The sequence below is a fragment of the Pseudomonas sp. FSL W7-0098 genome (assembly GCF_005930585.1).
In the GTDB taxonomy this organism is placed as follows: domain Bacteria; phylum Pseudomonadota; class Gammaproteobacteria; order Pseudomonadales; family Pseudomonadaceae; genus Aquipseudomonas; species Aquipseudomonas bubulae.
Genome location: NZ_RXHW01000003.1, coordinates 398,482 through 424,094, shown reverse-complemented (window position 1 = coordinate 424,094; position 25,613 = coordinate 398,482). Strand labels below are relative to the sequence as shown.

Below are 25,613 nucleotides of genomic sequence, written 5' to 3'. Positions count from 1 at the left end.
CCGTTGCACTCGGCGCCAACAGCACCACGGCGGCGGCAGTCGCCACCACGGGGGCAACCATCGGCGGTGTCGCTTATACCTTTGCCGGGGCAACACCCGCCAGCGTGGTCAGTGTCGGCAGCTTGGCGCAGAACGGCAAATCTCCAATGTGTCTGCTGGCCAGATCAGCGGCATCAGTACCGATGCCATCAACGGCAGCCAACTGTTCGCCACCAATCAACAGGTCACCACCAACACCACCAATATCGCCGGCAATACAACCGCAATCAACACCCTCAATAGCGGTGGAGGCATCAAGTACTTCCACACCAACTCAACACTGGCCGACTCCTCAGCGACAGGTGTGGATGCCACAGCGACGGGAGCAAATGCCCAGGCCCTCAATGCCTCGGATATCGCGCTTGGTGCCAACACTACAGCCAGCGGCGGCAACTCTCTGGCGGCCGGTTCGGGGGCAAGTGCCACCGCAGCCGGAGCGGTGTCCCTGGGTAACGGTGCCACATCCAGTAACGCCGGTGCCGTTGCACTCGGCGCCAACAGCACCACGGCGGCGGCAGTCGCCACCACGGGGGCAACCATCGGCGGCGTCGCTTACACCTTTGCCGGGGCAGCACCCGCCAGCGTGGTCAGTGTCGGCAGCGTTGGCGCAGAACGGCAAATCACCAATGTGGCTGCTGGCCAGATCAGCGGCACCAGTACCGATGCCATCAACGGCAGCCAACTGTTCGCCACCAATCAACAGGTCACCGCCAACACCACCAATATCGCCAACAATACAACCGCAATCAACACTCTCAACAGCGGTGGAGGTATCAAGTACTTCCACACCAACTCAACACTGGCCGACTCGTCGGCGACAGGTTCGGATGCCACAGCGGCAGGAGCAAATGCCCAGGCCCTCAATGCCTCGGATATCGCCCTCGGTGCCAACACCACCGCCAGCGGCGGCAACTCCCTGGCAGCCGGTTCGGGGGCAAGTGCCAGCGCAGCCGGTTCTGTGTCGCTGGGTAACGGCTCGCTAGCCAACTCTGCAGATGCAGTAGCCATCGGCACCTCGGCACAGGCTACAGGGGGCAAAGCCGTGTCCATCGGCGCAGGCAATATCGCAACCGGTAACGGCGCCGTGGCCATCGGTGATCCCAACACTGCAACAGGTACCGGCGCAGTCGCCATGGGCGCCGACAACACCGCCAATGGTCAAGGCAGCGTGGCCCTGGGTAATCTCTCCCAGGCCAACGAGGCAGGTTCCATTGCCCTGGGTGATGCGGCCACAGTGGCTGTAGGCGCAACACAAGGGCTGGCTCTGGGCTCCGGCGCAACATCCAGTAACGCCGGTGCCGTTGCTCTCGGCGCCAACAGCACTACTGCCGCAGCAGTCGGCACCAGCGGGGCAACCATCGGCGGTGTCACTTACACTTTTGCCGGTGCCACACCGGGCAGCGTGGTCAGCGTCGGCAGTGTCGGGGCAGAACGGCAAATCACCAATGTGGCTGCTGGTCAGATCAGCGGCACCAGTACCGATGCCATCAACGGCAGCCAACTGTTCGCCACCAATCAACAGGTCACCACAAACACCACTAATATCGCCGGCAATACAACCGCGATCAACAGTTTCAATAGCGGCGCAGGCATCAAGTACTTCCACACCAGTTCAACCCTTGCTGACAGCGCGGCCACAGGCCTGGACAGCATCGCTATCGGTCCTCAAGCACAGGCCAGTGCTGCTCAATCCTTCGCCGCCGGTGCCGGAGCTCTGGCAAGCTCTACGGGTAGCGTGGCACTGGGTAATCTGGCCAGCGTATCGGTAAACGGAGGGGTTGCATTGGGGCAGGGATCGGTATCGGACCGTGCCATCGCACCGGCAAGCGGCGCCATCCCGGCAGGCAGCAGCACCTTAGCCTACGACACGACGGATGCAACATTGTTGGGTGCGCTCTCGCTGGGTTCAGCCGGTCAATATCGTCAACTGATCAATCTGGCGGACGGGACCAGTGCCCAGGATGCCGTGACCCTGCGTCAATTGGGCGGAGCCGTCGGCTCACTCAGTTCCACCGGCAGCATGTTCTTCCACGCCAATTCTGTTAACCCGCAGGACTCATTGGCTATAGGCCAGAACGCCATCGCCGTAGGGCCTGCAACTGTCGTCAATGCTGACAACGGTATAGGGATGGGTAACAACGCCGTGGTCAGCCAGGCGGCAACTGGCGGGATTGCATTGGGCGGTAACAGCCAGGTGTTGATGGCTTCCGGGGTTGCCATCGGTACCCAGGCCCAGGCCCAAGGTGAACAGTCAGTAGCGCTGGGAGCCGGGGCTGTAGCCAGTCATGCATCAAGCGTTGCCCTGGGCTCGGGTTCGATCACTACCGTCGGCGCACAGGCGGGATACACCGCTACGGGCCTGACTACATTGCAAACATCCGTGGGGGAAGTCGGGGTAGGTACTGCGCAGGGCAGTCGCCAGATTACCGGTGTAGCAGCAGGTTCTGCACCCAACGATGCAGTCAATGTCAGCCAGCTTGGCGGTGCCATAACACAGGCCAATCAGTACACCGATACGGCGGTCAACAACATAGGCGGGAATGTCTCACAGGTCCTTAACGACGTCACTAATATCAAGAACGGAACGGAAGGCATGTTCCAGGTCAATAACACCAGTGCATTGCCCACGCCTGCGGCCACAGGTACCGATGCGGTGGCGGGCGGTGCCGGCTCGCAAGCTTCCGGCAACAAAAGCACGGCCATTGGTACCAGTGCCAAGTCCGGCGGGGAGCAAGCAGTCGCGGTGGGCAACGGAGCAACAGCTACAGCTACAGCTACAAACAGCGTCGCACTGGGTGCTAACTCGACAGCCACTCGCGACAACAGCGTTTCGGTAGGGGCAGCAGGCAGCGAACGGCAGATCACCCATGTCGCGGCAGCAACCCAGGGCACCGATGCGGTGAATTTCGATCAACTCAACAGCATTTCGGCGAACACCACCAACAATGCCAACAACTACACCGACCAACGTTTCTCGCAGCTCAATAGCGACCTGAAGAAACAGGACCGTGTCTTGAGCGCAGGGATCGCCGGGGCCATGGCCATGGCCAGCCTGCCACAGCCTTACGTTGCTGGCGCCAGCATGACAGCTTTGGGCGCTGCCACCTATCGTGGGCAAGGAGCGCTGTCGTTCGGCGTGTCGAGAGTCTCCGATAACGGCCACTGGGTGGCCAAGCTCCAGGCCAGTACCACTACCCAGGGCAATTTTGGGGTCGGTGTCGGTGTGGGCTACCAGTGGTGAGCATGAACTGAAGCAGTTACCAACGACGGTCAACACCCGTCACTGCCGCCCCGGCACGGCTCCATTGGTGCCGGGGCGTTAATCCAAAAAAACAGGGCGAATACCATGTCATTGCTCAAAACAACCGGATGGGTTATCTCATTGGCGCTGATGGCAGGCTGCGACGGCGCTCCACAAATTTTCGCCAACAGGGAGCCGCATGGCGTAATGCTCCCGGCACTGCCAATAATCCAGAGGGCAGTCATGGGGATGGTTCCCATGGTCGAAGGGCAGCGTAACGATGTGATGATGCACCATGTCTGCGCAATGGCTCGCGGTGAAAGTACCGCGCATCAAGTTGCTGAAACCTTGAAAAAACAGGGTGTCGATCTGAGCATAACGCCAGCAAAGGGCGATCCATTATCATTGCTGGTGGATCCGGACATGTCTCACCGGGCGACCGCATGCGCAGCCTACATTGCAACTTCGCCAATGGTGCTGCCAAGAACCAGCGATTTCATGGTTGAAACGGTTAACGAACAAACGCGGGAAAGACACCCGAGAACGATGCATATAGACCCACAAAAACTGAACACCTACCTACGGGTACAATTGGCAATCGCCAAGTCCGATGCAGACGTATTTGCCCTTATTGCAAGTCAATTGGCACAGACCCCAGGCTTGACCCTGGATCAATACAACCAGCGTGCCAAAAGCCTGTTTACAATCATTGCCCCCGGGTACTTGCAGCGGGTCAAGGAGTTATATACCAACGCCAAGAATGATCAGTATACGTTGAAGGAATACTCTGACACCGGTTTCAAGTTTACCTCCAGCAGCGGACATTCATTTGAGTACGACTACAACGGTTTGAACCTGAGCTACAACCATATTCCCTGGTATGGAGCTGGCCAGTTGCTGGGTAAAACCTACTGGCTGGACGTGGCGTACTTTGATCCGGCATTGGTAGCAACGTTAAAAACGTTGCCGGGCACAACCACAGCAGTCAAACCTTGAGCGCATCTGCAACCTTAGTCCTCTGTGGGAGCAAAGTAGCTCCCACAGTTCAGACTAACAACATTACGCCTGTTAGTGCCTGGCCATTTCCTGCAACAGACGACCATCTCCGGCGAAAAACCCCCGTCATTTGCAACCCCACCCGCATCCCCCTCACCTGGCAGGCTGGCAGGCTGATCGCTGGCAAATCTGTGAGGTTCCAGCCGTGGTGTGACTGAGTACCGCGGGCGCACAACGATGTCCTTCTCACCCACCCACACCTCGCGAACATCAATCGCCATGGCGGTGCTCGGCACGCCGGGCAAAGCCAGCAAGTCAAAACCTTTGAACAAGCTCGCCATCTTGGCCACATGGCCTGGCATGAAAGGGGCATCGCGCTCTGACTGCCAGGCGAGCCCCGAGGGTGCTCGTTGCAACCGTTAAAAACACGCCATTGCTGAAAAAACGCAACCCGCAGAAAAGACATTGTGTTGTTTCGAAAACAAATGTTATGTTGCTAACAGAAGGCGAGAAAATGACACGCCGATAACAATCACATGCTTGGCGTGCTCCTATGTCCCCGGAAAAGAACAGTTTTCTTCAGTTGCTGGAACATGAGTTCTCCAACCTGACCCCCACCGGTAAGCGCATCGCCAGTTATTTGCTGGGCAATCCGCAGCAGTTGCCGTTCGAGTCTGCCGACAGCATTGCCCAGCAGGCCAGCACCAGCGGCATTTCCGTAGGCCGGTTCTTGCGCTCGCTGGGTTATCAGAACCTCGATGAGGTCAAGCAGAGCCTGCGCGGTGACGCACCCGGCTCCTGGCTGATCACCGACCGCATCGGCGCCTTTCGCGCCGAAAACACCAACGACGATGCCCTCGAACGCTCCATGCACCGCGAAGTCGAGGCCATCCAGCAGGTTTACGGCCTGGCCCGCAGCGACGCTTTTGCCGGTATCGTGCAGCGCATTCATCAAGCCGATGCGGTGTTTATCCTCGGCATCCAGTCCACCCGCGGGATTCTCACCGCGTTTCACAGCCACCTCGAATACATCCGCCCCAAGGTCTATTACGTTGACGGCCTTTCCGGCATCTATGCCGAAACCCTGAACTCCGGCTTTGCCAACCCCTACGCGATCATTGCCGATTTTCGCGCCTATTCCAGCGTCACCCAGACCTTCTGTGACGCCGCCATCGACAACGATTTACCACTGGCCCTGATCACCGATCTGCAGTGCCCATGGGCCCGGGACTACCCGACCCTGGATCTGTTGCAGATCAAGACCGATGTTGGCCAGTTCTGGGATTCACCGGCCCCCCTGGCGTGCCTGCTTAACCTGTTGGTGTCGGCCGTCGCGGAAAAATACGGCGAGCATCTGGATGCACGCCTGGCCAAAAACCGTCAGTTGCAAAAAGCTTTCGGCCAGTTCGAAGGCTGAGCCCCTCGCCCAAAACAAAACAGCACTGGAGTGTTTGTGTGAACCAAAGCGTTGCAAGCCCGAGCCCGCTCGTTGATATCGATGCCGAGCAGTACCAGGTGCAGATCGAGATGATCTATGCCACCGCCGACAACCTGGCCGGCAAAGTGATCTACCCCAACGCCCGCTGCCAGCTGCATCGCGATGCCGCCCAGTGCTTGCGCAAGGCCGTCGAGCTGGCCAGCCTGGCGGGTTTTACCCTGCGTATCTATGACGCCTACCGACCGCCCTATGCACAGTTTTTGTTATGGGAAGCCCTGCCCAATGGCGACTACGTGCGCGACCCGCACCTGGGCTCCCATCACAGCCGCGGCGTCGCCGTGGACCTGACCCTGGTGGACAGCGACGGCCAGCCGCTGGACATGGGCACCGCCTTTGACGCGATGCAAGACCAGTCCCATCAGTTCTACCCCGACCTGCCGGTCAACGTGCAGCGCAATCGCCTGCTGCTGCTGGGCATCATGCTGATCGCCGGGTTCCACGCAATTGCCACTGAGTGGTGGCATTACGAGTTGCCCAACGCCGACGACTACCCCCTGATCAACGAATGATACGGCCCACGAAACCACAGAGTTTCGAGGCCAGCGCCACTGTTTGAAGACAACAAGAAAACGCTGCACACCTGCTTGACCTGCTACTGCCCGGTTATAGATTCCAAAAATAAACCTACTTCCAGACATCAAATGTTGAAGGAAACCGGCATGACCCTCACTGATACCGTGACCCGCACCACCGCTTCACGTACCCGCTCACTGCTGCCTGGCCTGCTCTGCGCCGCCCTGAGCCTAGGGGCCTGGCAAGCCGCAACCGCGGCCACCGCCCAGGACACGCTGATTATCGGCAAGCCTGCCGACCCGCAGACCCTGGACCCGGCCGTGACCTTCGACAACAACGACTGGACCATCACCTACCCGTCGTACCAGCGACTGGTGGGCTACAAGACCGACGGCGAAAAAAGCAGCACCGAAGTCCAGGGTGACCTGGCCGAAAGCTGGACTGTGTCGCCGGACAACCTGGTCTGGGAGTTCAAGCTCAAAACCGGCAACAAGTTCGATGACGGCACCGAAGTCGACGCCAACGCCGTCAAGTTTTCCTTCGATCGCCTGATGACCCTCAAGCAAGGGCCGTCGGGTGCATTCCCGGAAGACATGGTGGTCGCAGTAGTTGATCCGCAAACCGTCCGCTTTACCCTCAAAACCCCGTTCGCACCGTTCCTGTTTACCCTGGCCCACAATGGCGCGTCCATCGTCAACCCGCTGGTGGCCAACAAGGGCGCTGAAGCCAACGCCTGGCTCTCCAGCCATACCGCAGGCTCGGGCCCATACCGCCTGGCCAGCTGGCAGAAAGGCCAGTCCCTGACCATGGAACCCAACCCCCACTACGCCGGGGCCAAGCCGGCGTTGAAAACCGTGGTACTGAAAATCATCGCCGAGCCTTCGGTACGCCGCCTGCAACTGGAGCGCGGTGACCTGGACATCATCGAAGACATGCCTGAAGACCAGCTCGGCTCACTGGCCAGCAAGCCAGGCGTGGTGGTCAAGGAATACCCGTCGCTACGGGTCACCTACCTGTACCTGAACAACAAGCAGGGCCCGTTGACCAACGTCGATGCGCGCCGGGCCATCACCGAGGCCGTGGACTACAACGGTATCGTCAAGGGTATTCTCAAGGGCAAGGCCGAATTGCTCAACGGGCCGATCCCGGACGGCATGTGGGCCTACGACAGCTCGCTGCCCGCCATGAAACAGGACATGCAGGCCGCCGCCGAGAGCCTGGCCAAAGTGCCGAAGAAAATCACCAACCTGAGCTACATGTACTCGGACAAGGACGCCAACTGGGAACCGATCGGCCTGACCCTGCAAGCCGCGCTGATGCCCCTGGGCATCAACCTCAAGCTGGAAAAGACCGCCAACGCCACCCTGCGCGAACGTGTTGGCCAGGCCGACTATGACATCGCCGTCGGCACCTGGAGCCCGGACTTCGCCGACCCCTACATGTTCATGAACTTCTGGTTCGACTCAAAAATGCAGGGTCTGCAGGGCAACCGCTCGTTCTACAGCAACCCCCAGGTCGACACCCTTATCCGTGAAGCGGCAACCACCAGCGACACGAGCAAGCGCACCGAGCTGTACCAGCAGGCGCAAAAACAAGTGCTCGCCGACAGCGCTTACGTTTACCTCTTTCAAAAGAGCTACACCCTGCCAATGCGTGATTCAGTCAAAGGCTATGTGTTCAATCCCATGCTTGAGCAAGTGTTCAACCTGGGCAGCATGAGCAAGTAAAGCTGCTGCTGCGTGCGCGCCGGCAATGGCGCGCACGGTTGTGGATTTCTGTCGTTAGAGTGACTGAGGTGCCCTATGGCCTTCCTGACGTTGTTGCGCAAGCGCCTGCTTGGCCTGTTACTGGTCGTGTTCGGTGTCTCGCTGATTACCTTTACCATTTCCCACCTGATTCCCGGCGACCCTGCCCGGCTGATCGCCGGTGACCGGGCCAGCGATGCGCTGGTGGCCGGCATCCGTCATCAACTGGGCCTGGATTTGCCGCTGTACCAGCAATACGGCCGTTACGTGCTCGACCTGGTGCAGGGCGACCTGGGCACCTCGATCCGCACCAATCGTCCGGTGCTGGAAGACTTGCAGGCGTTCTTCCCGGCCACCCTGGAACTGGCACTGGTGGCGCTGTTTCTGGCCATCCTGGTCGGCGTGCCGCTGGGTGTGCTGTCGGCGGTCTATCACAATCGTGCCATTGACCAGATCGCCCGCACACTGGCCGTGACCGGCATCTCGACCCCGGCGTTCTGGCTGGGCCTGGGCGCCATCGTGCTGTTTTACGGCCACCTCGGCTGGCTGCCTGGCGGCGGGCGTTTGTCCGAAGGTCTGACGCCACCGTCGACAATTACCGGCTTCTACCTGATTGACGCATTACTGGCGGGTAACTTCAGCCTGTTTGTCGATGCACTCAAGCACCTGATCCTGCCCACAGCCACCCTGGGCTTTGTGACCCTTGGGGTTATCTCGAGGCAAATTCGTTCTGCCATGCTCGACCAGCTGGGCGAGGACTATATCCGCACCGCCCGCGCCTATGGCTTGTCGAAATGGACCGTGATCCTGCGCCACGCCTTGCCCAACGCACTGATCCCTTCTGTCACGGTGCTCGGGCTGACCCTCGGCGACCTGCTCTACGGTGCAGTCCTGACCGAAACCGTATTCGCCTGGCCGGGCATGGGTGCCTATGTGGTCAAGTCGATCCAGTCCCTGGATTTCCCGGCGGTGATGGGCTTCGCCATTCTGGTGTCGTTTATCTATGTACTGCTGAACATGGCCATCGATCTGCTGTACCGCGTGATCGACCCGCGCATCGGCGAGGTGAATTGAAATGTCCGTGCCTTTGACCGCAATACCGCGCCCGCAATGGCGTGAAAAGCTCACTTACCTGACCTGGCAGATCCGCCGCAGCCCGCTGACCATGGCAGGCCTGCTGATCACCCTGATGGTGGTGATGTGCATGATTTTCGCCCCCTGGCTGGCCAGCCATGACCCCAATGCCCTGAACCTTGCCGAGCGCCTGGCGCCGCCTTCCGCCGAGCACTGGTTCGGCACTGATGAAGTGGGCCGCGACCTGTTCAGCCGGGTACTGTACGGCAGCCAGCAATCGGTGGGTGTCGGTCTGTTCGTGGCCTTTGCCTCATGCTTTATCGGCGGCCTGCTGGGCTGTTTTTCCGGTGTAATAGGCGGACGCTTCGATGCCCTTACCATGCGCCTGATGGACATCATGCTGTCGGTGCCGTCGCTGGTGTTGATCATGGCCCTTGCCGCCGCACTGGGCGCCAGCCTGTTCAACGCCATGCTGGCCATCACCCTGGTGCGGATTCCGTCCTATGTGCGCCTGGCCCGCGGCCAGGCCCTTGGCATTCGCCAGATGGGCTACGTGAAAGCCGCCGAAACCTTCGGTGCCCAACGCTGGCACATGGTCCACTGGCATGTGGCGCGCAACGCCATGCCACCCTTGCTGGTGCAACTGAGCCTGGACATCGGCAGCGCCATTCTCATGGCTTCGGCCCTGGGCTTTATCGGCCTGGGCGCGCAACAGCCCACGGCGGAATGGGGCGCGATGGTCGCCACGGGGCGCAATTACATCCTCGACAACTGGTGGTACTCGACCTTTCCGGGGCTGGCGATCCTGATCACCGCCACCGGTTTCAACTTGCTGGGCGATGGCGTGCGCGATCTGCTCGACCCGCGGCAACAGGGGAAATGACCATGACTCACTCGCAACCGGTACTGGCCATCGACAACCTGAGCCTTGAGTTCCCGGCCTACAAGAGCAGCGTCAAGGCGTTGAACGGCGTGTCGCTGCACGTCAACCCCGGCGAGATTGTCGGTGTGGTCGGCGAGTCCGGCTCGGGCAAATCGGTGACCGCCATGCTGAGCATGCGCCTGCTGCCCGAACGCAGCTATCGCATCACCTCCGGCAGCCTGAGCATGCTCAACCGCGACATGCTCAGCGCCCCTGAAAAGGACCTGCTGAAAATTCGTGGCCGCGATGCGGCGATGATCTTCCAGGAGCCCATGACCGCCCTGAACCCGACCCGCCGCATCGGCCGACAAATGCTCGATGTCATCATCCACCACCAGAAAATCAGTGCTGCCGCGGCCCATGCCAAGGCTGTCGCCCTGCTGCGCGACATGCATATCGCCAGCCCCGAGCAGGTGCTGGAAAGCTACCCCTTCGAGCTGTCGGGGGGCATGCGCCAGCGGGTGATGATTGCCCTGGCTTTCTCTTGTGAGCCACAACTGCTGATCGCCGACGAACCCACCACTGCGCTGGATGTGACCGTGCAACGCCAGGTGCTGCTGTTGCTGCGCGAAAAGGCCCGACAAAAAGGCACCGCCATTCTCCTGATTACCCATGACATGGCGCTGGTGTCACAGTTCTGCGACCGGGTCTACGTGATGTACACCGGCGCGGTGGTGGAACAGGGGCTCACCGCCGATGTCATGAGCCACCCGCAACACCCTTACACCCGTGGCCTGCTCAGCGGCCTGCCGGAGATGGTCGAGCCGGGGCAACCGCTGCTGACCATCCCCGGGCAAGTACCCAACCTGGCACGCCTGCCCACCGGCTGCACGTTCGCCGAACGCTGCGTGCATGCCATGCCGGTGTGCGGTGAACGCCCGGTGCTGACCGCCATCAACCGTGACGAACAACGCAAAACCGCGTGCTGGTTGCCGCAACAGGAGCTTTCGCAATGAACAGCGCACTGATCTACCCCGTCAAGCAGAGCGGCCCCGAGATTCTGAAACTTGCCGACGTGCGCGTGCGCTTCCCTGTCAGCAACGACTGGCTGGGACGTCCCCGGGGCTATGCCCACGCACTCAATGGCATCGACTTGCAGGTACGGGCCGGTGAAACCCTGGGCATCGTCGGCGAGTCGGGTTGCGGTAAAAGCACCCTGGCACAATTGCTCATGGGCCTGCTCAAACCCAGCAGCGGCGAACTGAGCTGGGCCAACGGCAGCAAGGGCGAAGGCAGCAGCAACGTGCAGATCGTGTTCCAGGACCCGCAATCGTCGCTCAACCCGCGCCTGCCGATCTGGCGCATCATCACCGAACCGCTGTACGCCCGCGGCATGCGCTCGCGCGAACAAATGCGCAGCATTGCCGCCAAAGTGGCGGCCCAAGTGGGCATTCGTCCGGAATATCTGGACCGTTTCGCCCACCAGTTTTCCGGCGGGCAACGTCAGCGCATCGCAATTGCCCGGGCGCTGTCATCAGACCCGGACATCATCGTTCTCGATGAGCCAACATCTGCACTGGATATCTCGGTGCAGGCGCAAATCCTCAACCTGCTGGCCGAACTGCAGCAGGCGCGCAACCTCACCTACATACTGATTTCCCATAACGTATCAGTGGTACGCCATATGGCCGACCGCGTGGCGGTGATGTATCTGGGGCAAATCGTCGAACTGGGCAACGCCGCCCAGGTGCTCGATCAACCGCGCCATCCCTATACGCGCCTGTTGTTTGAAGCGGTACCGCGCCTGGGTGTGCCCTTGCTGGCCGAGCAGGTAGCGGCGCCCACCGAACTGCCGGGCAACCGCAAACTGCCCGAAGGCTGTTTCTTTCTCGAGCGTTGCAGCGCCAGCCGTGAAGGCTGCAAGCAAGCACAGGTAATGCGCGGCGGCGAGCACCAGCGGGTGCGGTGTCACGTTATTGGCTGAAACCGCTTTGCGAACCGGCATGGATGCCGGTAGCGCCGGATATAGACCCGGTATCCGGCTTGGCCACAACTCAAACCAGCCGTTGTATCTGCTTATGCCGCCACACGAGTCGGTAATAAGCCGTCTGTAGCACCAGCATGACCACATAGGTCACCGGGAACGCCATCCATACGCCTTGCAGGCCAAAGTGCGCATCCAGCATATAAGCCGCTGGCAGCTCGATGCACAGCACGCAAAAAATCGTGATCGCCATCGGCACCAGCACCACGCCACTGGCCCGCATGATCCCGCCGATCACTGCCTGGAAGCCAAACACCAGCACGCTCCACAGCATGATATGCAGCAAGTGCTCAGCCCGTACCCGCGCCTCGACATCGGTGATGAACAGGCCCAGCAACCAGTGCGACAGCACATAACCGAGCACCACCAGGGCACCGGTCAGGCACAGATTGATCAGCAAACCGGTGCGCAGGATCGGCCCGATACGCTCGATGCGTCCGGCACCAATGGCCTGGGCCCCGAGGATCGAGGCGGTAATGGCAATCGACAGCGCCGGAAACTGCACATAATTGACGATCTGGGTCACTGCGCCATAGGCCGCCGTAGCCTGGGAACCGTGACTGTTGACCAGCGCCAGAATCACCAGTTCGGACAGCGACAGCACCACCATCTGCACCCCGGTTGGCAAGCCGATGCGCAGCACCTTGCCCAGGATCTCGCGGTTCAGGCGCAGCGCGGCCCACAGTTCACGGTCAGGCGCCATCACATGTTTTTTATGACGCAAGCGCAGGACCAAAAACAGCATGGCCAGTACGTTACCCACCAGCCCTGCATAGGCCGCACTTTGAATGCCCAAAGTTGGCAAACCGCCCCAGCCCAGGATCAGCGCAGGGGTCAGCAGCAACCCCACCACCGTGGAGACCATCAGCGCCAGCAACGGCGAAACCGTATCGCTGACCCCACGCAAAATCTGGGTAAAGAGGATAAAGACCAGCAACAACGGCATGATCAGCATCATCACCCGGGCATAGCCGACGGCCTCTTCCAGCACATCAACCGGGGTGCCCAACGCCAGCAGGGCCGGGCGCGCCAGCAGGCTGCCCAGCACCGCGGCAACCAGGCCGATCACCGCGCCAAGGGTCAGGGTTGCCCCGGTGATCTGCTTGACCAGTGCGGTTTCCCGCGCGCCCCAGGCCTGTCCGATCAGCACCGAGGCACCGGCGCCCAGACCGATGACCAGGGCGATAAAGAAAAACACGATGGGAAACATCCCCGACACCGCAGCCAAGGCCTGGGTGCCCAGCAACTGGCCAACGTAAATCCCGTTGAGGGTGCCGGAAAAGCTCTGCAGGAAATTGGACAGGACCATCGGCGCCAGGAAGATCAGGTAGATCTGCCATAGCGGCCGTTGTGAAGGGGTATGCATGGAAAGTGAGTCCCGGAAAATAACGACGTGGGGTTATACCGCATATGTAACTTATTATTGAAGCCAATCCGCCCTCCTCCAAAGCCCCGGGCAATGGCCTTAGATCTGACTTTTCTAACAGCTGGCTGAACATGAAGAAATATTAAGAAACGTTTCAGCTTTTTCGAGGCAAAATGTGCTCACCGATAAAAAAGACCATCAGGTGGCGGTATGACCCGTATTTTGACCATTGAAGACGATGCCGTAACGGCGAAAGAAATCGTGGCGGAACTGACCAGCCACGGCCTGGAGGTCGATTGGGTCGCCAATGGCCGGGAAGGTCTGGTGCGCGCAGTCAGTGGCGACTACGACCTGATCACCCTCGACCGCATGCTTCCCGAACTGGACGGCCTGGCGATTGTCACCACCTTGCGCACCATTGGCGTGAGCACACCGATCCTGATGATCAGCGCCCTCTCCGATGTCGATGAGCGCGTGCGCGGCCTGCGGGCCGGGGGCGATGACTACCTGACCAAACCCTTTGCCAGCGATGAGATGGCGGCCCGCGTGGAAGTACTGCTGCGGCGCAAAAGCCCGGCCGACAAATACGAAACCTCGCTGCGCGTCTCCGACCTGGAGCTCAACCTGATTACCCGCGAAGCCAGCCGCAGCGAACAACAGCTGAGCCTGCTGCCCACCGAGTACAAGTTGCTGGAATTCCTGATGCGCAACACCGGGCAGATCCTCTCGCGCATGATGATTTTCGAGGAAGTCTGGGGCTATCACTTCGACCCGGGCACCAACCTGATCGATGTGCACATCGGTCGCCTGCGCAAAAAAATCGATCCGCCGGGCCAGGTGCCTCTGATTCGCACTGTTCGAGGCTCGGGTTATGTCATTGCCGAACCCCTCTAAGGGCTGGCGTTCTTCCAGCAGCCGGCTGCTGGCGCTGTACAGTTTTCTGTTTGTGGCCTGGAGCTGCATCCTGATGGGAGTGCTGTATTACGAAGTCTCGGACTACCTGGGCAACCTGGCCAGACACTCGCTGATGCAGCGCCAACACCTGTTTGCTCGCTTTGAGGGTGAGCAACTCGACGAAGCGCTGGCCACCAGCATGACGTTCGATTTGCGTACAGTGGATGCCTATGGCCTGTTCGATGCGCAACACAGGCCGTTAAGCGGCCCGATCCAGACCATCCCTGCCGGGCTGCCTCTGGACGGGCAGATCCATGCCTTGAGCACCTGCATTGACTCCGACGACCCCAATCTACCGCAAGACAGCTGCGATGCCGTAGCCACGCACACCAATGACGGGCGCTGGCTGGTGCTGGTGCGCGATAACGGCTCATTGTTTGCCGTAACGCGGATTATTCTGCATGCGCTGTTCTGGGGTGTGTCGCTGACCATAATCCCCGGTATTGCCGGCTGGCATTTGTTGCGCCGCCGTCCGCTGCAGCGCATCCGGTCGATTCAGGCCAGTGCCGAAGCAATTGTCGCCGGCGACCTGACCTACCGTCTGCCGCTGTCCAACCGCCGTGACGAACTGGACATGCTGGCCGCCATCGTCAACGCCATGCTCGATCGCATCGAACTGTTGATGCACGAGGTCAAGGGTGTGTGCGACAACATTGCCCACGATTTGCGCACCCCGCTCACCCGCTTGCGCGCCCAGCTGTACCGGATGCGCCAGCAAGCCGTCGAGGGCTCGGCCGAGGCGTTGCAACTGGACGAAGTGATCGGCGAAACCGACACCCTGATGGCACGCTTTCGCGGTTTGTTGCGCATCTCGGAACTGGAAGATCATCAGCGTCGTTCCGGTTTCCTGCAACTCGACCCGTTGCCTCTGTTGCAGGAGCTGTACGATTTTTACCTGCCGCTGGCTGAAGAGGGTCAGGTGACGTTGACGCTCGAAACGCCAGCGGCCTTGCCCGGCCTCACGGGCGATCGGGCCTTGTTGTTCGAAGCCCTGTCCAACCTGCTGAGCAATTCGATCAAGTTCACCCCGCCCGGCGGTGAGGTGATCCTGCGGGCGACCGACGACAATGGCAGCCCGCTCATCGAAGTGCTCGATACCGGCCCCGGCATCCCCGAGGCCGAACGGGTGGCGGTGTTCCAGCGCTTTTACCGGGTTGATGACAAGCACAGCGGCTTTGGCCTTGGCCTGTCCATCGTCGCCGCCATCGTCAACCTGCACGGCTTCAGCCTGGAGGTGAACAACCGCGAGAGCGGCGGCGCCCGGCTGACCCTGCATTGTCGCCAGAGCCTGATCAATCCCGGCTGACCGCGTTGCCTTTAATCGCGAGCAAGCCCGCTCCCACATGGACGATGCACATCCTGTGGGAGCGGGCTTGCCCGCGATTGGGGGGCACCACGGTGCTCCCGCAAAAAAACAATCCTCTGGCTCGATAGACACAACTTGGCACACTTTTTTCTTGTTATTTGCCGTTCGCAGTTTTTTCTCTGGAATCACAGCTTCCAGGGGGTGTAACCGCACCAGTTGCGAACAAGGGCGGTATAGCCGTCCATATTCAGTGCAAAGACCGACCAAAAGTCGCGTCAATGACCCGCTGTCATAAGGAATAACAACGATGTCTGATGTGTGCACGCCAACCCTCTCCCTGCATTCCCCCTATTTTTGTGCCTTGCGCCTGCGCGGCCAGAACGCCTGTCCAGGCACTGACACTTAGTCTGCCCAGCCTCTGAAGCCCCGCCTTGTGCGTACGGGCGACGGATAGCCACCTCCTGTTTTTCTGCGTACCCCCTGCTTGGCCGCCCTTTAAGCAAGTGCGGCAGAAGCGGCTCTTTTGGCATTGTTTACAAGACAGGTATGTCATGTCCGAATTTGACGCTATAACCGTTCCTCCCAATCGGCCGTGGGCCCTGGTATGGCATTACATCCGCCTATATCCGCGCTGGTATTGGGGTATTACGCTACTGCAAGTCGGCGCGGCGATGGCTGCCACGTTGATGCCCTACGCCATTGGCCGCATCACCGGCGCGGTCAGTGAAGGCGCCTGGCAACAAGGCGACCTGTTGCAGGCCAGCCTGCCCGCCCTGGGCCTGCTGTTCGCCCTGGCAGTGGTGCAATTGCTCTGTGCCAGGGGTGCCACGCTGTGCATGATCATGGTCAGGCCCCTGCAGAAAATTCGTATCGTGCGCGACATGTTTGCCTATCTGCAGCGTCACTCGGCCCGTTATTTCGGTGAACACTTTGCCGGTAGCCTGGCCCACCGGATCAATGAAGGCACCATCGGCCTGCTGGAAATCACCTGGCTGCTGATCGTGGAAATGCTGCCGATTGTCGCGGTGCTGGTCACCAGCCTGGTCATGCTGACCCTGGCTTCGCCCTGGTTGGGCCTGGGCCTGCTGGTCTGGGTAGCGGCGTACACCTGGCTGGCGTATCGGTTGTCGCTCAAGGCACAAAAACTCGCCGCCAGGCATGCCAGCGCGCGCAGCCTGACCACCGGCAAGATTGTCGATGCGGTGGGCAACCTCAACAGCATCCGTCTGTTCGCCCGCCAGGATTACGAACTCAACTACCTGAACCGCTACCAGATCGAGGAAAAACAGGCCGGACAACGCTCCTTCTTCTATCAGGAAAAGGTCCGCATGCTGCAGGACAGCCTGGCCATTGTGTTGCGGGTGGGGCTGGTGGCCCTGGCGCTGTACTTGTGGCATCTGGGCAAGATCGATGTGGGCCAGTTTGTCATGGTGGCCACCCTGGGCCTGATGATCGTGGCGCAATGCAGCTTTTTGAGCATGCAGTTCATGCATTTTTTCGAGTGCATCGGCAATATCGAGAGCAGTATCGATACCCTGCTGCAACCCCATGAAATGCCCGATCAGCACAGCGCCCAACCCGTCAATATCGAGAAAGGCGCCATCCGCTTTCGCGATGTCAACTTCGGCTATAGCCCCGACAGGCCGATCTTCAAGCACTTCAACCTGGATATTCGGGCCGGGCAACGGGTGGGTATTGTCGGTTTGTCCGGCTCGGGCAAATCAACGTTGCTAAGTTTGCTGTTGCGTTCGTACGATCCCCAGGGTGGCAAAATTGAAGTGGACGGCATCGATATACAGGCCATGACCCAGCAGTCGCTGCACACCCATATCGGCTTGATCCCCCAGGAGCCCGGACTGTTTCATCGATCCTTGCGCGAGAATATCGGCTATGGCGATGTGCATGCCGGTGACGCGCAAATTATCCTGGCCGCCAAGCGCGCCCATGCCCATGAGTTCATTCTGCAAATGCCCGAAGGGTATGACGCCCTGGTCGGTGAGCGCGGGGTCAAGTTGTCCGGTGGTCAGCGCCAGCGTATCGCTATTGCCCGGGCACTGTTAAAGAACGCGCCCATCCTGATACTGGACGAAGCCACCGCCAGTCTTGATTCAGAAACCGAAAGTCTGATTCAGAACAGCCTCGATGATATCATGTCGGACAAAACCGTACTGGTAGTAGCTCATCGCCTTTCAACTATCGCCCATCTCGATCGCATTGTTGTATTGGACAAAGGCCACATTGCCGAAGATGGCACTCACCACCAACTACTGGAACGTAAAGGCCTGTACTACCGACTTTGGCAACATCAGTCCGATGGATTGTTGAGTGAACAAGATGAACTGAAAGATGACTTGCCAGTCACGGAAAAAGCGTAACAGCCCCTCCCCCCATATTATTCAGTTGCTTTTCCGCAACACTAACTGCCTGGTACGTTTTACGTTATTACTTGATGATAGTTGCCTATAAGCACCTGCCCACCGACATTCGGCTGGCCGGTGCTTTTTTATTTGCCATCGGTAACATCGAGGGGGTGCGCTCCCTGATGGCACACGCTTCCCAGCCTGCCAGCCATAGGACCCGACAACTGCACTGTTAGTTGGCAGTCACTGTTCACGTTGGTGCACTCTTTTATTACACCCGCCTGCGATTGCCTGATTGTCGGACAATAGTGCCGTATCATTCATTCAACTAAGCCCCTTACTTTGTGCGACGCCTTAGTTCATGCCCCGTCATTATCCCTTGCACTATTACTCTGGATGAAACCTGTCACACCCTTATTAAATAAACCGCCATCACCCTACATTTCCTGCGCTGTTGGCATAGCTGTTGCTTTACCTAACTTAACGGAACTTTACAAACCTCCAGACACCGTACCTCTTGATTCAACACAAGGAATACACATGACATTCTTGCCCTCCCGCTTTTGACACACCGTAATAAGTGTTTTCCTGCACTTATTACACAACCGTTAAACAAACAGTTCTCGTCCCTGCGTGCAAGGGCGAACGGAGCCTTATTGCCCTTCATTTAGTCGAGGGACTTTTATGAGTGACGAGGTAAAGAATAAAACGCGTTCTGCCCCGCTGCTCGACGCCGAACGAGTACAGCAGTGGACCCATATTCCCCATGTAGCCAACACCTCGACACCCGCAGGCCTGGTTACATCGCGGGCGTTGTTGCTGGTGGGCCTGGTTGCCCTGCTGCACGCAGGCGCCTGGTGGGTCATGCAGCAGGCCAAGGCCGAGCCCGTGGTCACGCCGCCCGAAATTCCGGAAATGACCGTCGAACTGACCAGCCCGGCACCACCGGCGCCACCCGTGGAAGAGCCGCCACCGCCACCGCCGCCGCCAGAACCCGAAGCTCCACCCGAGGACGAAGATGCGGTGAAGGAGCCGCCAAAACCGGTGGAAAAACCCAAGCCCATAGAAAAACCCAAACCGGTGGTCAAGCCCAAGCCGGTGCAAAAACCGCAGCCGGTCAAGCCCGCCCCACCGGCACCTGCTGCCCCGGCGGCACCGACTGCGCCAGCAGCACCCGCGGCGCCTGCCGCAGCACCGGGTCCGGTCAAGGAAACCGCGGCGGTATCGGGGCTCGCCAGCCTTGGCAACCCGCCGCCCGAGTACCCATCCCTGGCCTTGCGACGCAGTTGGGAAGGCACTGTGGTGCTGCGAATCAAGGTACTGCCCAACGGGCGCGCCGGGACGGTGGAGGTCACCAAATCCAGCGGTAAACAGGCACTCGATGACGCGGCTGTAGAAGCCGTACGCAACTGGAAGTTTGTCCCGGCCAAACGAGGGGATACCCCCATCGAAGGATTTGCCACCCAGACCATCTCTTTCAAATTGCCGGAATAACCCAGCCGGGTGCCGACACTAACTTTTATTTAGCCGCCGTGTGAGGTGTAACCATGAACGAGTCTATGTCTTCCATGATTGTCCCCGGGGTGCTCTGGGCACTGGTGCTGTTTTCGGTGGTGAGCTGGGCCTTGCTGCTCATCAAGTCATCGCAATACCTGCGCCAGAAAGCGCAAAACTCGCAATTCAGCAAAGCCTTCTGGGCAGCCCCGGACCTGCTGACGGCGGCCGAACACGCCAGCCAGTACCCCGGTGCCCTGGCCCGCATCGCCAACAGTGGTTTTGAAGCCATGATTGTTGATGACAGCCCGCGCACCACCCAGCAACTGGCCCACACCATCAACCGCTCCGATCGTCTGGAGCGCAACCTGCGCCAGCAGATCCAAAAAGAGCGCCGCGCCCTGGAAAGCGGTCAGGCGATACTTGCCAGTATCGGCAGCACCGCGCCCTTTATCGGTCTGTTCGGCACCGTGTGGGGAATCATGGAAGCGCTGCAAACCATCGGCGCAACCGGCTCCGCCAGCCTGGAGACCGTGGCCGGGCCCATCGGTCATGCCCTGATCGCCACCGGCGTGGGGATCGCGGTCGCGGTACCGGCAGTGCTGATTTACAACTTCTTCCTGCGTCGCCTCAAGCTGGCCTCGGCCAACATGGACGACTTTGCACATGACTTCGACGCCCTCGCCCAGCGCAGCGCCTTTGCCATCGACCGTCAGGCCATTTCCAACAAGCGCACCCCAGTGCGGGAGGCAAGCTGATGTCTTTCTCAACCCAGGACAGTGACGAAGTACTCAGCGAAATGAACGTCACCCCGCTGGTCGACGTGATGCTGGTACTGCTGGTGGTGTTTATCGTGACCACGCCGATGATGACCAACGCGATCAAGATCAACCTGCCCAAGACCGACGCCGTGGCCTCGGCGCAAAAAAAGGACCCGGTGGTGGTCAGCGTTGACCAGGACGGCAAGTTCTACCTGGCCAAGAACGAAGTGGCCCCCGAACTGCTGGAAAAAAGCCTGCAGGACGTGAAGGCCCAGGACCCGGAAGTGCGCGTGCAGTTGCAGGCGGACGAAGGTGTCAACTACGGCCAGGTGGCCAAGGCCATGGCCTCCATTGAACGCTCGGGCATTACCAAGATATCGGTGATGACCGCCAGATGAAGCCCTCACCCCAACCCTCTCCCATAGGGAGAAGGCCAGGGTGAGGGGCTTTTGATCCTGATGTAACCACGCACCACCCACGCCGCGCAGGGGCTTTTGGCCCCTGCAGGGGAGCGGCTTGCTTGAAAAAAGTGTTTTGCCCGGGTCGACACAACCCAACTGGAGTCATGAGGGCTCACAAGGCCATTCCAATAAACGTCTGAATAAGCCGGAAATAACCATGCAGATGAAGAGTTCAGGTTTTACCCTCAAGCCGCTCGTTGCAAGCTTGCAGCGACACCGTTTTGTGCCGTTGTATCTGGTCGCTCTGGGGATGAGCGCGGGCCAGTTGCAGGCAGCCGAAGTGAGCACCACGGATGATTCGTCCGCTGCCGTCAGTGCGGCCACGGTCAGCACCGACAGCGCCGCAGCGCCGGCCACCACGCAACTGGACCGGGTCGAAGTGACCGGTTCGGCGATTCGCCGGGTGGATGCCGAAACCGCCGTGCCGATCACCATCCTGCGCGCCGAGCAGTTGCGCAACGAAGGCGTGACCACCACGGCCGAAATCATGCAGCGCGTGACGGGCAACCAGTCACTTCGCAACTCGGCCAGCTCCGTGGGTTCCGGTACCGGGGGGTCGACCTTTGCCGACATGCGCGGTATCGGTGCCAACAAGACCCTGGTGCTGCTCAACGGCCGCCGTTTGGGCAATAACGCCATTGACGGTTCCGCGGTAGACCTGAACACCATCCCGTTTGCCGCCATTGACCGCGTCGAGGTATTGCGCGACGGCGCATCGGCCTTGTACGGCACTGACGCGATTGGCGGCGTGATCAACTTCATCACCAAAAAATCCATGACCGACGGCACCCTGTCACTGGGCGGCGAAGGTGCAGATGCCAGTGGTGGTGGCGACAGCCACGATATCAGCGGTAGCTGGGGCTACGGCGATCTGGAAAAAGACCGTTTCAACGTCATGGCCGTTGCCGGCTATAACAAGCAAAACGCCTTGCATGCCAAGGACCGCACGTTCGCCAGTAACTACGAACCGGGCCGCGGTCTGGATCAGACTTCCGGCACGTCCAACCCCGCCAACTGGAGCCAGGGCAATATCAATACCAACCCGCTGGCGGCCAATGGTTGCAACGGGGCAAACCTGGTCCTGCGCCAGGGGCTATGCCGCTATGACACGCGCAACTATATCGACCTGCTGCCTGAAACCGAGAAGACCTCCTTTTTCGGCAAGGCGACCGGCAAGATCACCGATGACGACAACGTCAACCTGGAGTATTTCTGGGCCCGTAACAACAATGCCGTGGGTGTTGCCCCCGCACCACTGATTGGCGCCAGCATGGACCCGAGTTCGCCTTACTACCCGGGCAACGGCATAACCCCGGGCACCAGCGATCCGTCCTTCGACCCCTCGCAACCGATCGGCCTGAACTGGCGTGAAACCGCTGCCGGTGGCCGCCAGAGCAAAGACCAGAATACCAGCCAGCGCCTGGTATTGAGCTTCGATGGTGTGGCCAAGGGCTGGGATTACAATGTCGGTGCCTCGTACAACCAGAATCAGGTGAACTCCAGTGTGACTGGCGGTTACGCCAGCGACGCGGCCATGCTCAACGGCATTGCTGATGGCATCATCAACCCGTTTGGCCCGCAAACACCTGCCGGGCAGGCCTATATCGACGATCACCAATACCATGGCCAGTACATGTCCTCGGTGGGCCGGGTCACCGGTATCGACGGGCGCATGAGCCGTGAGATCGGCGACTGGTTCGGCGCAGGCCCGTCGGGCCTGGCGATCGGCGGTGAATATCGTCAGGAGAAGTTCCACCAGACCTTCGATGGTTTTGTCGCGGATATTTCCAGCCTCGGGGCCGACCCCGACGCCAGTGTCTCGGGTGACCGTAACGTCAAGGCGGTGTACACCGAGCTGAACCTGCCCGTACTCGACAGCCTCGAACTGTCAGCCGCCGTGCGTCACGACAAGTACAGCGACTTTGGCAGCACCACCAACCCGAAATACTCGTTCCGTTACCAGCCGGTCAAGGAGCTGGTGGTTCGCGGTGCCTACAGTGAGGGCTTCCGCGCACCGTCGCTGTACGAGCTGTACAACCCGCAGTACACCACTTACACCCAGGGCTACTACAACGATCCGCGCCTGTGCACCGGTGGCGTGGTGCAACCGGGGGGCAACGCCGGGCGCGATTGCGGCCAGCAGTTCCATAACCGCACCGGCGGCAACACTGAACTGTCCCCTGAAAAAGCCCGCAACGTGACCGTCGGTTTTGTCTACCAACCGGTGCGCAATCTGTCGATGGGCCTGGATTTCTGGTGGATCCACATCGCCAACCAGATTGCCGAGTTCCCGGAATCCACCGTCTTTGACGATCCGAACGCCTATGCCGACCGCTATGTGCGCAATGCCGACGGTTCGCTCAACTATGTACAGACCGGCCTCGCCAACCTGGGTGCTGTCAAGACCAGCGGTGTTGACGTGTCGCTGGACTACAAGTTCCCCAACACTCCCTACGGCCAGTTCGGCCTTGGCCTGCAAGGCACCTATGTGTCGCGCTATGACTACCAGACCACCATTGGCGGCAGCTACACCGACAAAGTGGGCGCGTTCAAGGATGACGGCATGGTCGCGCGCTGGAAACACGTGTTGAGCGGCACCTGGAACCTGGGCGCCTACCGGGCCTCGCTGGTCAACCGCTTCACCAGCGGCTATGACGACGCCGATCCGGACACCCACTCCCGTGTAGCGTCTTATACCTTGTGGGATATCTCCGGTGGCTACACTTTCAATAAGACCGTGGACCTGGATGCGGGGATCAAGAACATGTTCGACCGTAACCCGCCGTTCTCCAACCAGGCCTACAACTTCCAGAATGGCTTCGATCCGCGTTATGCCGATCCGATGGGCCGTACGTTCTTCGCCCGTGCCACCTATCACTTCTGAGCAACCACCGCTGCCGGCTCACTCCGGCTGGTAGCGGGTTAACTGCGAAATCGCGACCCCGCCGCATTTTAACGCGCAATGCGGCGGGGATTTTTCCAGGCAGTCGATGGTTCAACACGCGGTACAAGGAAGCCCAATGATGTCTGCATTTTTCCTGCCCCTGCTCCGTTCGCTGCTGGTGCCCGTGCTGTCCTGCGTGTGCCTGAGCGTCAACGCCGCGCCCGGCCATGCCCTGACGGTGTATGGCGAAGCGCCCAAATACCCGGCCGACTTCCAGCACTTCGATTTTGTAAACCCGAACGCGCCCAAGGGCGGTTCGCTCAGTCGAACATCGATGGAAATCGGTCAGTTCACCTACCTGTCGCCCTATATCGACCAGGGCACCGGTGTCGCCCAGGTCGATCAATGGGTGAATGCCCCCCTGGCCTTCCGCTCGCTGGACGAGCCCTATACGGTTTACGGGCTTGTCGCGCAGAAGATCGAGCGCGACCCCGACGGCCTGTGGGTGCGTTTCTACCTGAACCCCAAGGCCCGTTTCGCTGACGACACGCCGATCACCGCCCAAGACGTGGCCTTTACCTACGACACGCTGATGACCAAAGGCAGCCTGAGCTATCGCATGCTCTACGGCGAGGTCAAGGACAGGGTCATCGAAGGCCCGCTGCAGATTCGTTTCGACTTCAAGAACAACCAGAACCGCACCCTGGCGCTGGATCTGGCCAGTCTGCATATCCTCCCGGAACACTGGTGGAAGACCCGCGACTTTACCGCCGGTGGCGGCTACGAGCCACCGCTGGGCAGCGGTCCGTATTCGGTCTCCGGGGTTGACCCGGGGCGCAGTGTCACCTTTGCGCGCAACAAAAACTGGTGGGCCAAAGACTTGCCCGTCAGCAAGGGCCTGTACAACTTCGATAGCTTGAAAGTGATGTTTTACAGTGACATCGACGTGGCCCGCGAGATGCTCAAGGCCGGGGCATTCGATTACAACCGCGAGTTCTCCGCCACCGGTTTCAGCATCGGCTACGCCAGCCCGGTGCTCAGCGACGGCCGCTTGCAAAAAGGCGTGTTCGCCAAGGAAAAACCCAGTGCCGCCCAGGGGTTTACCTTCAACCTGCAAAACCCGTTTTTCCAGGATCGCCGGGTACGCGAGGCGCTGAGCCTGCTGTGGGATTTTGAATGGACCAACAAGCAGATGATGCGCAACTTCTATGTCCGCGCGCAGAGCTACTTCCCGAAAAGCGAAATGTCCGCCACGGCACTGCCCGACGCCCGTGAACTGGAGATTCTCGAACCCTTGCGCGGGCAGATCCCCGATGAAGTGTTCACCCAGGTGTACCAGGCGCCGAAAACCGATGGCAGCGGTTATATCCGCGACAAACAACTGCAAGCCCTGGCGCTGCTCAAGGAAGCCGGCTGGACACCCAAAGACAACCTGCTGGTCAACGCCAAGGGCGAACCGCTGCGCTTCACCTTTCTCGACAGCCCCAGCGGCTTCGATCGCATGGTTTTGCCCTGGAAACGTACGCTGGCGCAGATCGGTATCACCATGGACATTCGCAAGGTCGACTCGGCGCAGTACATCAACCGCACCAATGCCCGTGACTACGACATGATGGTCGGCCAGTTCCCCCGCAGCGGCCAGCCGATCGTCTCGCCCGGCCGTGAGTTGTACGACATGTTTGGCTCACGCAGCGCCACCCAGGCGGGTGCTTCCAACAACATGGTGCTGCGCAACCCGGCCGTCGACAAGCTGATTGACGGGGTAGTCCAGGCCAACAGCCGCGAAGAGATGGTGCATTACACCCGCGCCCTCGACCGCGTATTGCTGTGGAACTACTACATGATCCCTCACTACTACTCGGTCGGCACCCCGACGGTGTACCTGAACCGCTTCGGCCAGCCCGCCAGGGAGGCCAAATTCGACGAAGGCCTGGACACCTGGTGGGAAGTCAGCAAAACCCCATTAACCAATGCTGCGTATGGCCAGGCCAACGCACAGCCGGAGGGTCATTGAG

General features: G+C 59.9%; 18 protein-coding genes. 17 read left to right on the top strand and 1 reads right to left on the bottom strand.

What is annotated here, in order from left to right; genetic code table 11:
* The first annotated feature begins 148 nt into the window (after window positions 1-148).
* The 9 genes from FHL07_RS07685 (at window position 149) to FHL07_RS07645 (ending at window position 11,952) form a co-directional block, all read left to right on the top strand.
* Window positions 149-3,280, top strand: a complete 3,132-nt coding sequence (locus FHL07_RS07685; RefSeq protein WP_138738312.1) for a YadA family autotransporter adhesin — start codon at window positions 149-151, stop codon at window positions 3,278-3,280.
* Window positions 3,281-3,385: 105 nt separating this feature from the next.
* On the top strand, window positions 3,386-4,276 hold the full coding sequence (locus tag FHL07_RS07680) for a hypothetical protein (RefSeq protein WP_095002828.1): 891 nt from the start codon (window positions 3,386-3,388) through the stop codon (window positions 4,274-4,276).
* 553 nt (window positions 4,277-4,829) lie between these two features.
* On the top strand, window positions 4,830-5,693 hold the full coding sequence (locus FHL07_RS07675; protein ID WP_095002830.1) for a MurR/RpiR family transcriptional regulator: 864 nt from the start codon (window positions 4,830-4,832) through the stop codon (window positions 5,691-5,693).
* A 38-nt stretch (window positions 5,694-5,731) separates the two neighbouring features.
* Window positions 5,732-6,283: a D-alanyl-D-alanine dipeptidase gene (gene ddpX / locus FHL07_RS07670; protein ID WP_095002831.1), complete on the top strand. Its 552-nt coding sequence runs from the start codon at window positions 5,732-5,734 to the stop codon at window positions 6,281-6,283.
* A gap of 150 nt (window positions 6,284-6,433) precedes the next feature.
* The gene (locus tag FHL07_RS07665; RefSeq protein WP_095002832.1) at window positions 6,434-8,014 is read left to right on the top strand and encodes an ABC transporter substrate-binding protein; all 1,581 of its coding nucleotides are present in this window, start codon (window positions 6,434-6,436) and stop codon (window positions 8,012-8,014) included.
* 75 nt (window positions 8,015-8,089) lie between these two features.
* Window positions 8,090-9,106 carry an ABC transporter permease gene (locus tag FHL07_RS07660; RefSeq protein WP_138738311.1) on the top strand — a complete coding sequence of 339 codons (1,017 nt, stop codon included), beginning with the start codon at window positions 8,090-8,092 and terminating at the stop codon, window positions 9,104-9,106.
* 1 nt (window position 9,107) lies between these two features.
* Window positions 9,108-9,989, top strand: a complete 882-nt coding sequence (gene ddpC / locus FHL07_RS07655) for a D,D-dipeptide ABC transporter permease (RefSeq protein WP_095026689.1) — start codon at window positions 9,108-9,110, stop codon at window positions 9,987-9,989.
* Window positions 9,990-9,991: 2 nt separating this feature from the next.
* Window positions 9,992-10,984, top strand: coding sequence for an ABC transporter ATP-binding protein (locus FHL07_RS07650; protein WP_095002835.1), 993 nt, complete (start codon window positions 9,992-9,994; stop codon window positions 10,982-10,984).
* Window positions 10,981-11,952 (top strand): oligopeptide/dipeptide ABC transporter ATP-binding protein, encoded by a 972-nt coding sequence (locus FHL07_RS07645; RefSeq protein ID WP_095018637.1) that lies wholly within the window; start codon window positions 10,981-10,983, stop codon window positions 11,950-11,952. Before FHL07_RS07650 ends, FHL07_RS07645 begins: the two co-directional genes overlap by 4 nt.
* A gap of 70 nt (window positions 11,953-12,022) precedes the next feature.
* Here the strand turns inward: FHL07_RS07645 and FHL07_RS07640 are convergent, their stop codons facing one another.
* Entirely contained in the window at window positions 12,023-13,378 is a 1,356-nt protein-coding gene (locus FHL07_RS07640) for an MATE family efflux transporter (protein WP_138738310.1), read from the bottom strand.
* A 210-nt stretch (window positions 13,379-13,588) separates the two neighbouring features.
* Between FHL07_RS07640 and FHL07_RS07635 the strand changes: the two genes are divergently transcribed.
* From FHL07_RS07635 to FHL07_RS07600, 8 genes are all read left to right on the top strand, one after another.
* Window positions 13,589-14,272, top strand: coding sequence for a response regulator transcription factor (locus FHL07_RS07635; RefSeq protein ID WP_016780653.1), 684 nt, complete (start codon window positions 13,589-13,591; stop codon window positions 14,270-14,272).
* Window positions 14,250-15,638 (top strand): sensor histidine kinase, encoded by a 1,389-nt coding sequence (locus FHL07_RS07630; protein ID WP_095002838.1) that lies wholly within the window; start codon window positions 14,250-14,252, stop codon window positions 15,636-15,638. Before FHL07_RS07635 ends, FHL07_RS07630 begins: the two co-directional genes overlap by 23 nt.
* A gap of 551 nt (window positions 15,639-16,189) precedes the next feature.
* Window positions 16,190-18,013, top strand: coding sequence for an ABC transporter ATP-binding protein (locus FHL07_RS07625; protein ID WP_095002839.1), 1,824 nt, complete (start codon window positions 16,190-16,192; stop codon window positions 18,011-18,013).
* Window positions 18,014-18,682: 669 nt separating this feature from the next.
* The gene (locus tag FHL07_RS07620; RefSeq protein WP_095020717.1) at window positions 18,683-19,492 is read left to right on the top strand and encodes an energy transducer TonB; all 810 of its coding nucleotides are present in this window, start codon (window positions 18,683-18,685) and stop codon (window positions 19,490-19,492) included.
* A 53-nt stretch (window positions 19,493-19,545) separates the two neighbouring features.
* Window positions 19,546-20,250 (top strand): MotA/TolQ/ExbB proton channel family protein, encoded by a 705-nt coding sequence (locus tag FHL07_RS07615; protein ID WP_095002841.1) that lies wholly within the window; start codon window positions 19,546-19,548, stop codon window positions 20,248-20,250.
* A complete protein-coding gene (locus FHL07_RS07610; protein WP_016780647.1) occupies window positions 20,250-20,651 on the top strand; it encodes an ExbD/TolR family protein in 402 nt (133 codons plus the stop codon). The genes FHL07_RS07615 and FHL07_RS07610 overlap by 1 nt, the downstream gene beginning before the upstream one ends.
* A gap of 220 nt (window positions 20,652-20,871) precedes the next feature.
* On the top strand, window positions 20,872-23,598 hold the full coding sequence (locus FHL07_RS07605) for a TonB-dependent receptor (protein WP_138738309.1): 2,727 nt from the start codon (window positions 20,872-20,874) through the stop codon (window positions 23,596-23,598).
* Between the two features lie 136 nt (window positions 23,599-23,734).
* Window positions 23,735-25,612: an extracellular solute-binding protein gene (locus FHL07_RS07600; RefSeq protein WP_133145037.1), complete on the top strand. Its 1,878-nt coding sequence runs from the start codon at window positions 23,735-23,737 to the stop codon at window positions 25,610-25,612.
* The last annotated feature ends 1 nt before the right edge of the window (window position 25,613 follow it).

Bases quoted from the DNA above. Each gene is read 5' to 3' on its own strand.
- FHL07_RS07680 (WP_095002828.1), top strand. From the start codon at position 3,386: ATGTCATTGCTCAAAACAACCGGATGGGTTATCTCATTGGCGCTGATG.
- FHL07_RS07675 (WP_095002830.1), top strand. From the start codon at position 4,830: ATGTCCCCGGAAAAGAACAGTTTTCTTCAGTTGCTGGAACATGAGTTC.
- FHL07_RS07665 (WP_095002832.1), top strand. From the start codon at position 6,434: ATGACCCTCACTGATACCGTGACCCGCACCACCGCTTCACGTACCCGC.
- FHL07_RS07660 (WP_138738311.1), top strand. From the start codon at position 8,090: ATGGCCTTCCTGACGTTGTTGCGCAAGCGCCTGCTTGGCCTGTTACTG.
- ddpC (WP_095026689.1), top strand. From the start codon at position 9,108: ATGTCCGTGCCTTTGACCGCAATACCGCGCCCGCAATGGCGTGAAAAG.
- FHL07_RS07650 (WP_095002835.1), top strand. From the start codon at position 9,992: ATGACTCACTCGCAACCGGTACTGGCCATCGACAACCTGAGCCTTGAG.
- FHL07_RS07645 (WP_095018637.1), top strand. From the start codon at position 10,981: ATGAACAGCGCACTGATCTACCCCGTCAAGCAGAGCGGCCCCGAGATT.
- FHL07_RS07640 (WP_138738310.1), bottom strand. From the start codon at position 13,378: ATGCATACCCCTTCACAACGGCCGCTATGGCAGATCTACCTGATCTTC.
- FHL07_RS07635 (WP_016780653.1), top strand. From the start codon at position 13,589: ATGACCCGTATTTTGACCATTGAAGACGATGCCGTAACGGCGAAAGAA.
- FHL07_RS07630 (WP_095002838.1), top strand. From the start codon at position 14,250: ATGTCATTGCCGAACCCCTCTAAGGGCTGGCGTTCTTCCAGCAGCCGG.
- FHL07_RS07625 (WP_095002839.1), top strand. From the start codon at position 16,190: ATGTCCGAATTTGACGCTATAACCGTTCCTCCCAATCGGCCGTGGGCC.
- FHL07_RS07620 (WP_095020717.1), top strand. From the start codon at position 18,683: ATGAGTGACGAGGTAAAGAATAAAACGCGTTCTGCCCCGCTGCTCGAC.
- FHL07_RS07615 (WP_095002841.1), top strand. From the start codon at position 19,546: ATGAACGAGTCTATGTCTTCCATGATTGTCCCCGGGGTGCTCTGGGCA.
- FHL07_RS07610 (WP_016780647.1), top strand. From the start codon at position 20,250: ATGTCTTTCTCAACCCAGGACAGTGACGAAGTACTCAGCGAAATGAAC.
- FHL07_RS07605 (WP_138738309.1), top strand. From the start codon at position 20,872: ATGCAGATGAAGAGTTCAGGTTTTACCCTCAAGCCGCTCGTTGCAAGC.
- FHL07_RS07600 (WP_133145037.1), top strand. From the start codon at position 23,735: ATGATGTCTGCATTTTTCCTGCCCCTGCTCCGTTCGCTGCTGGTGCCC.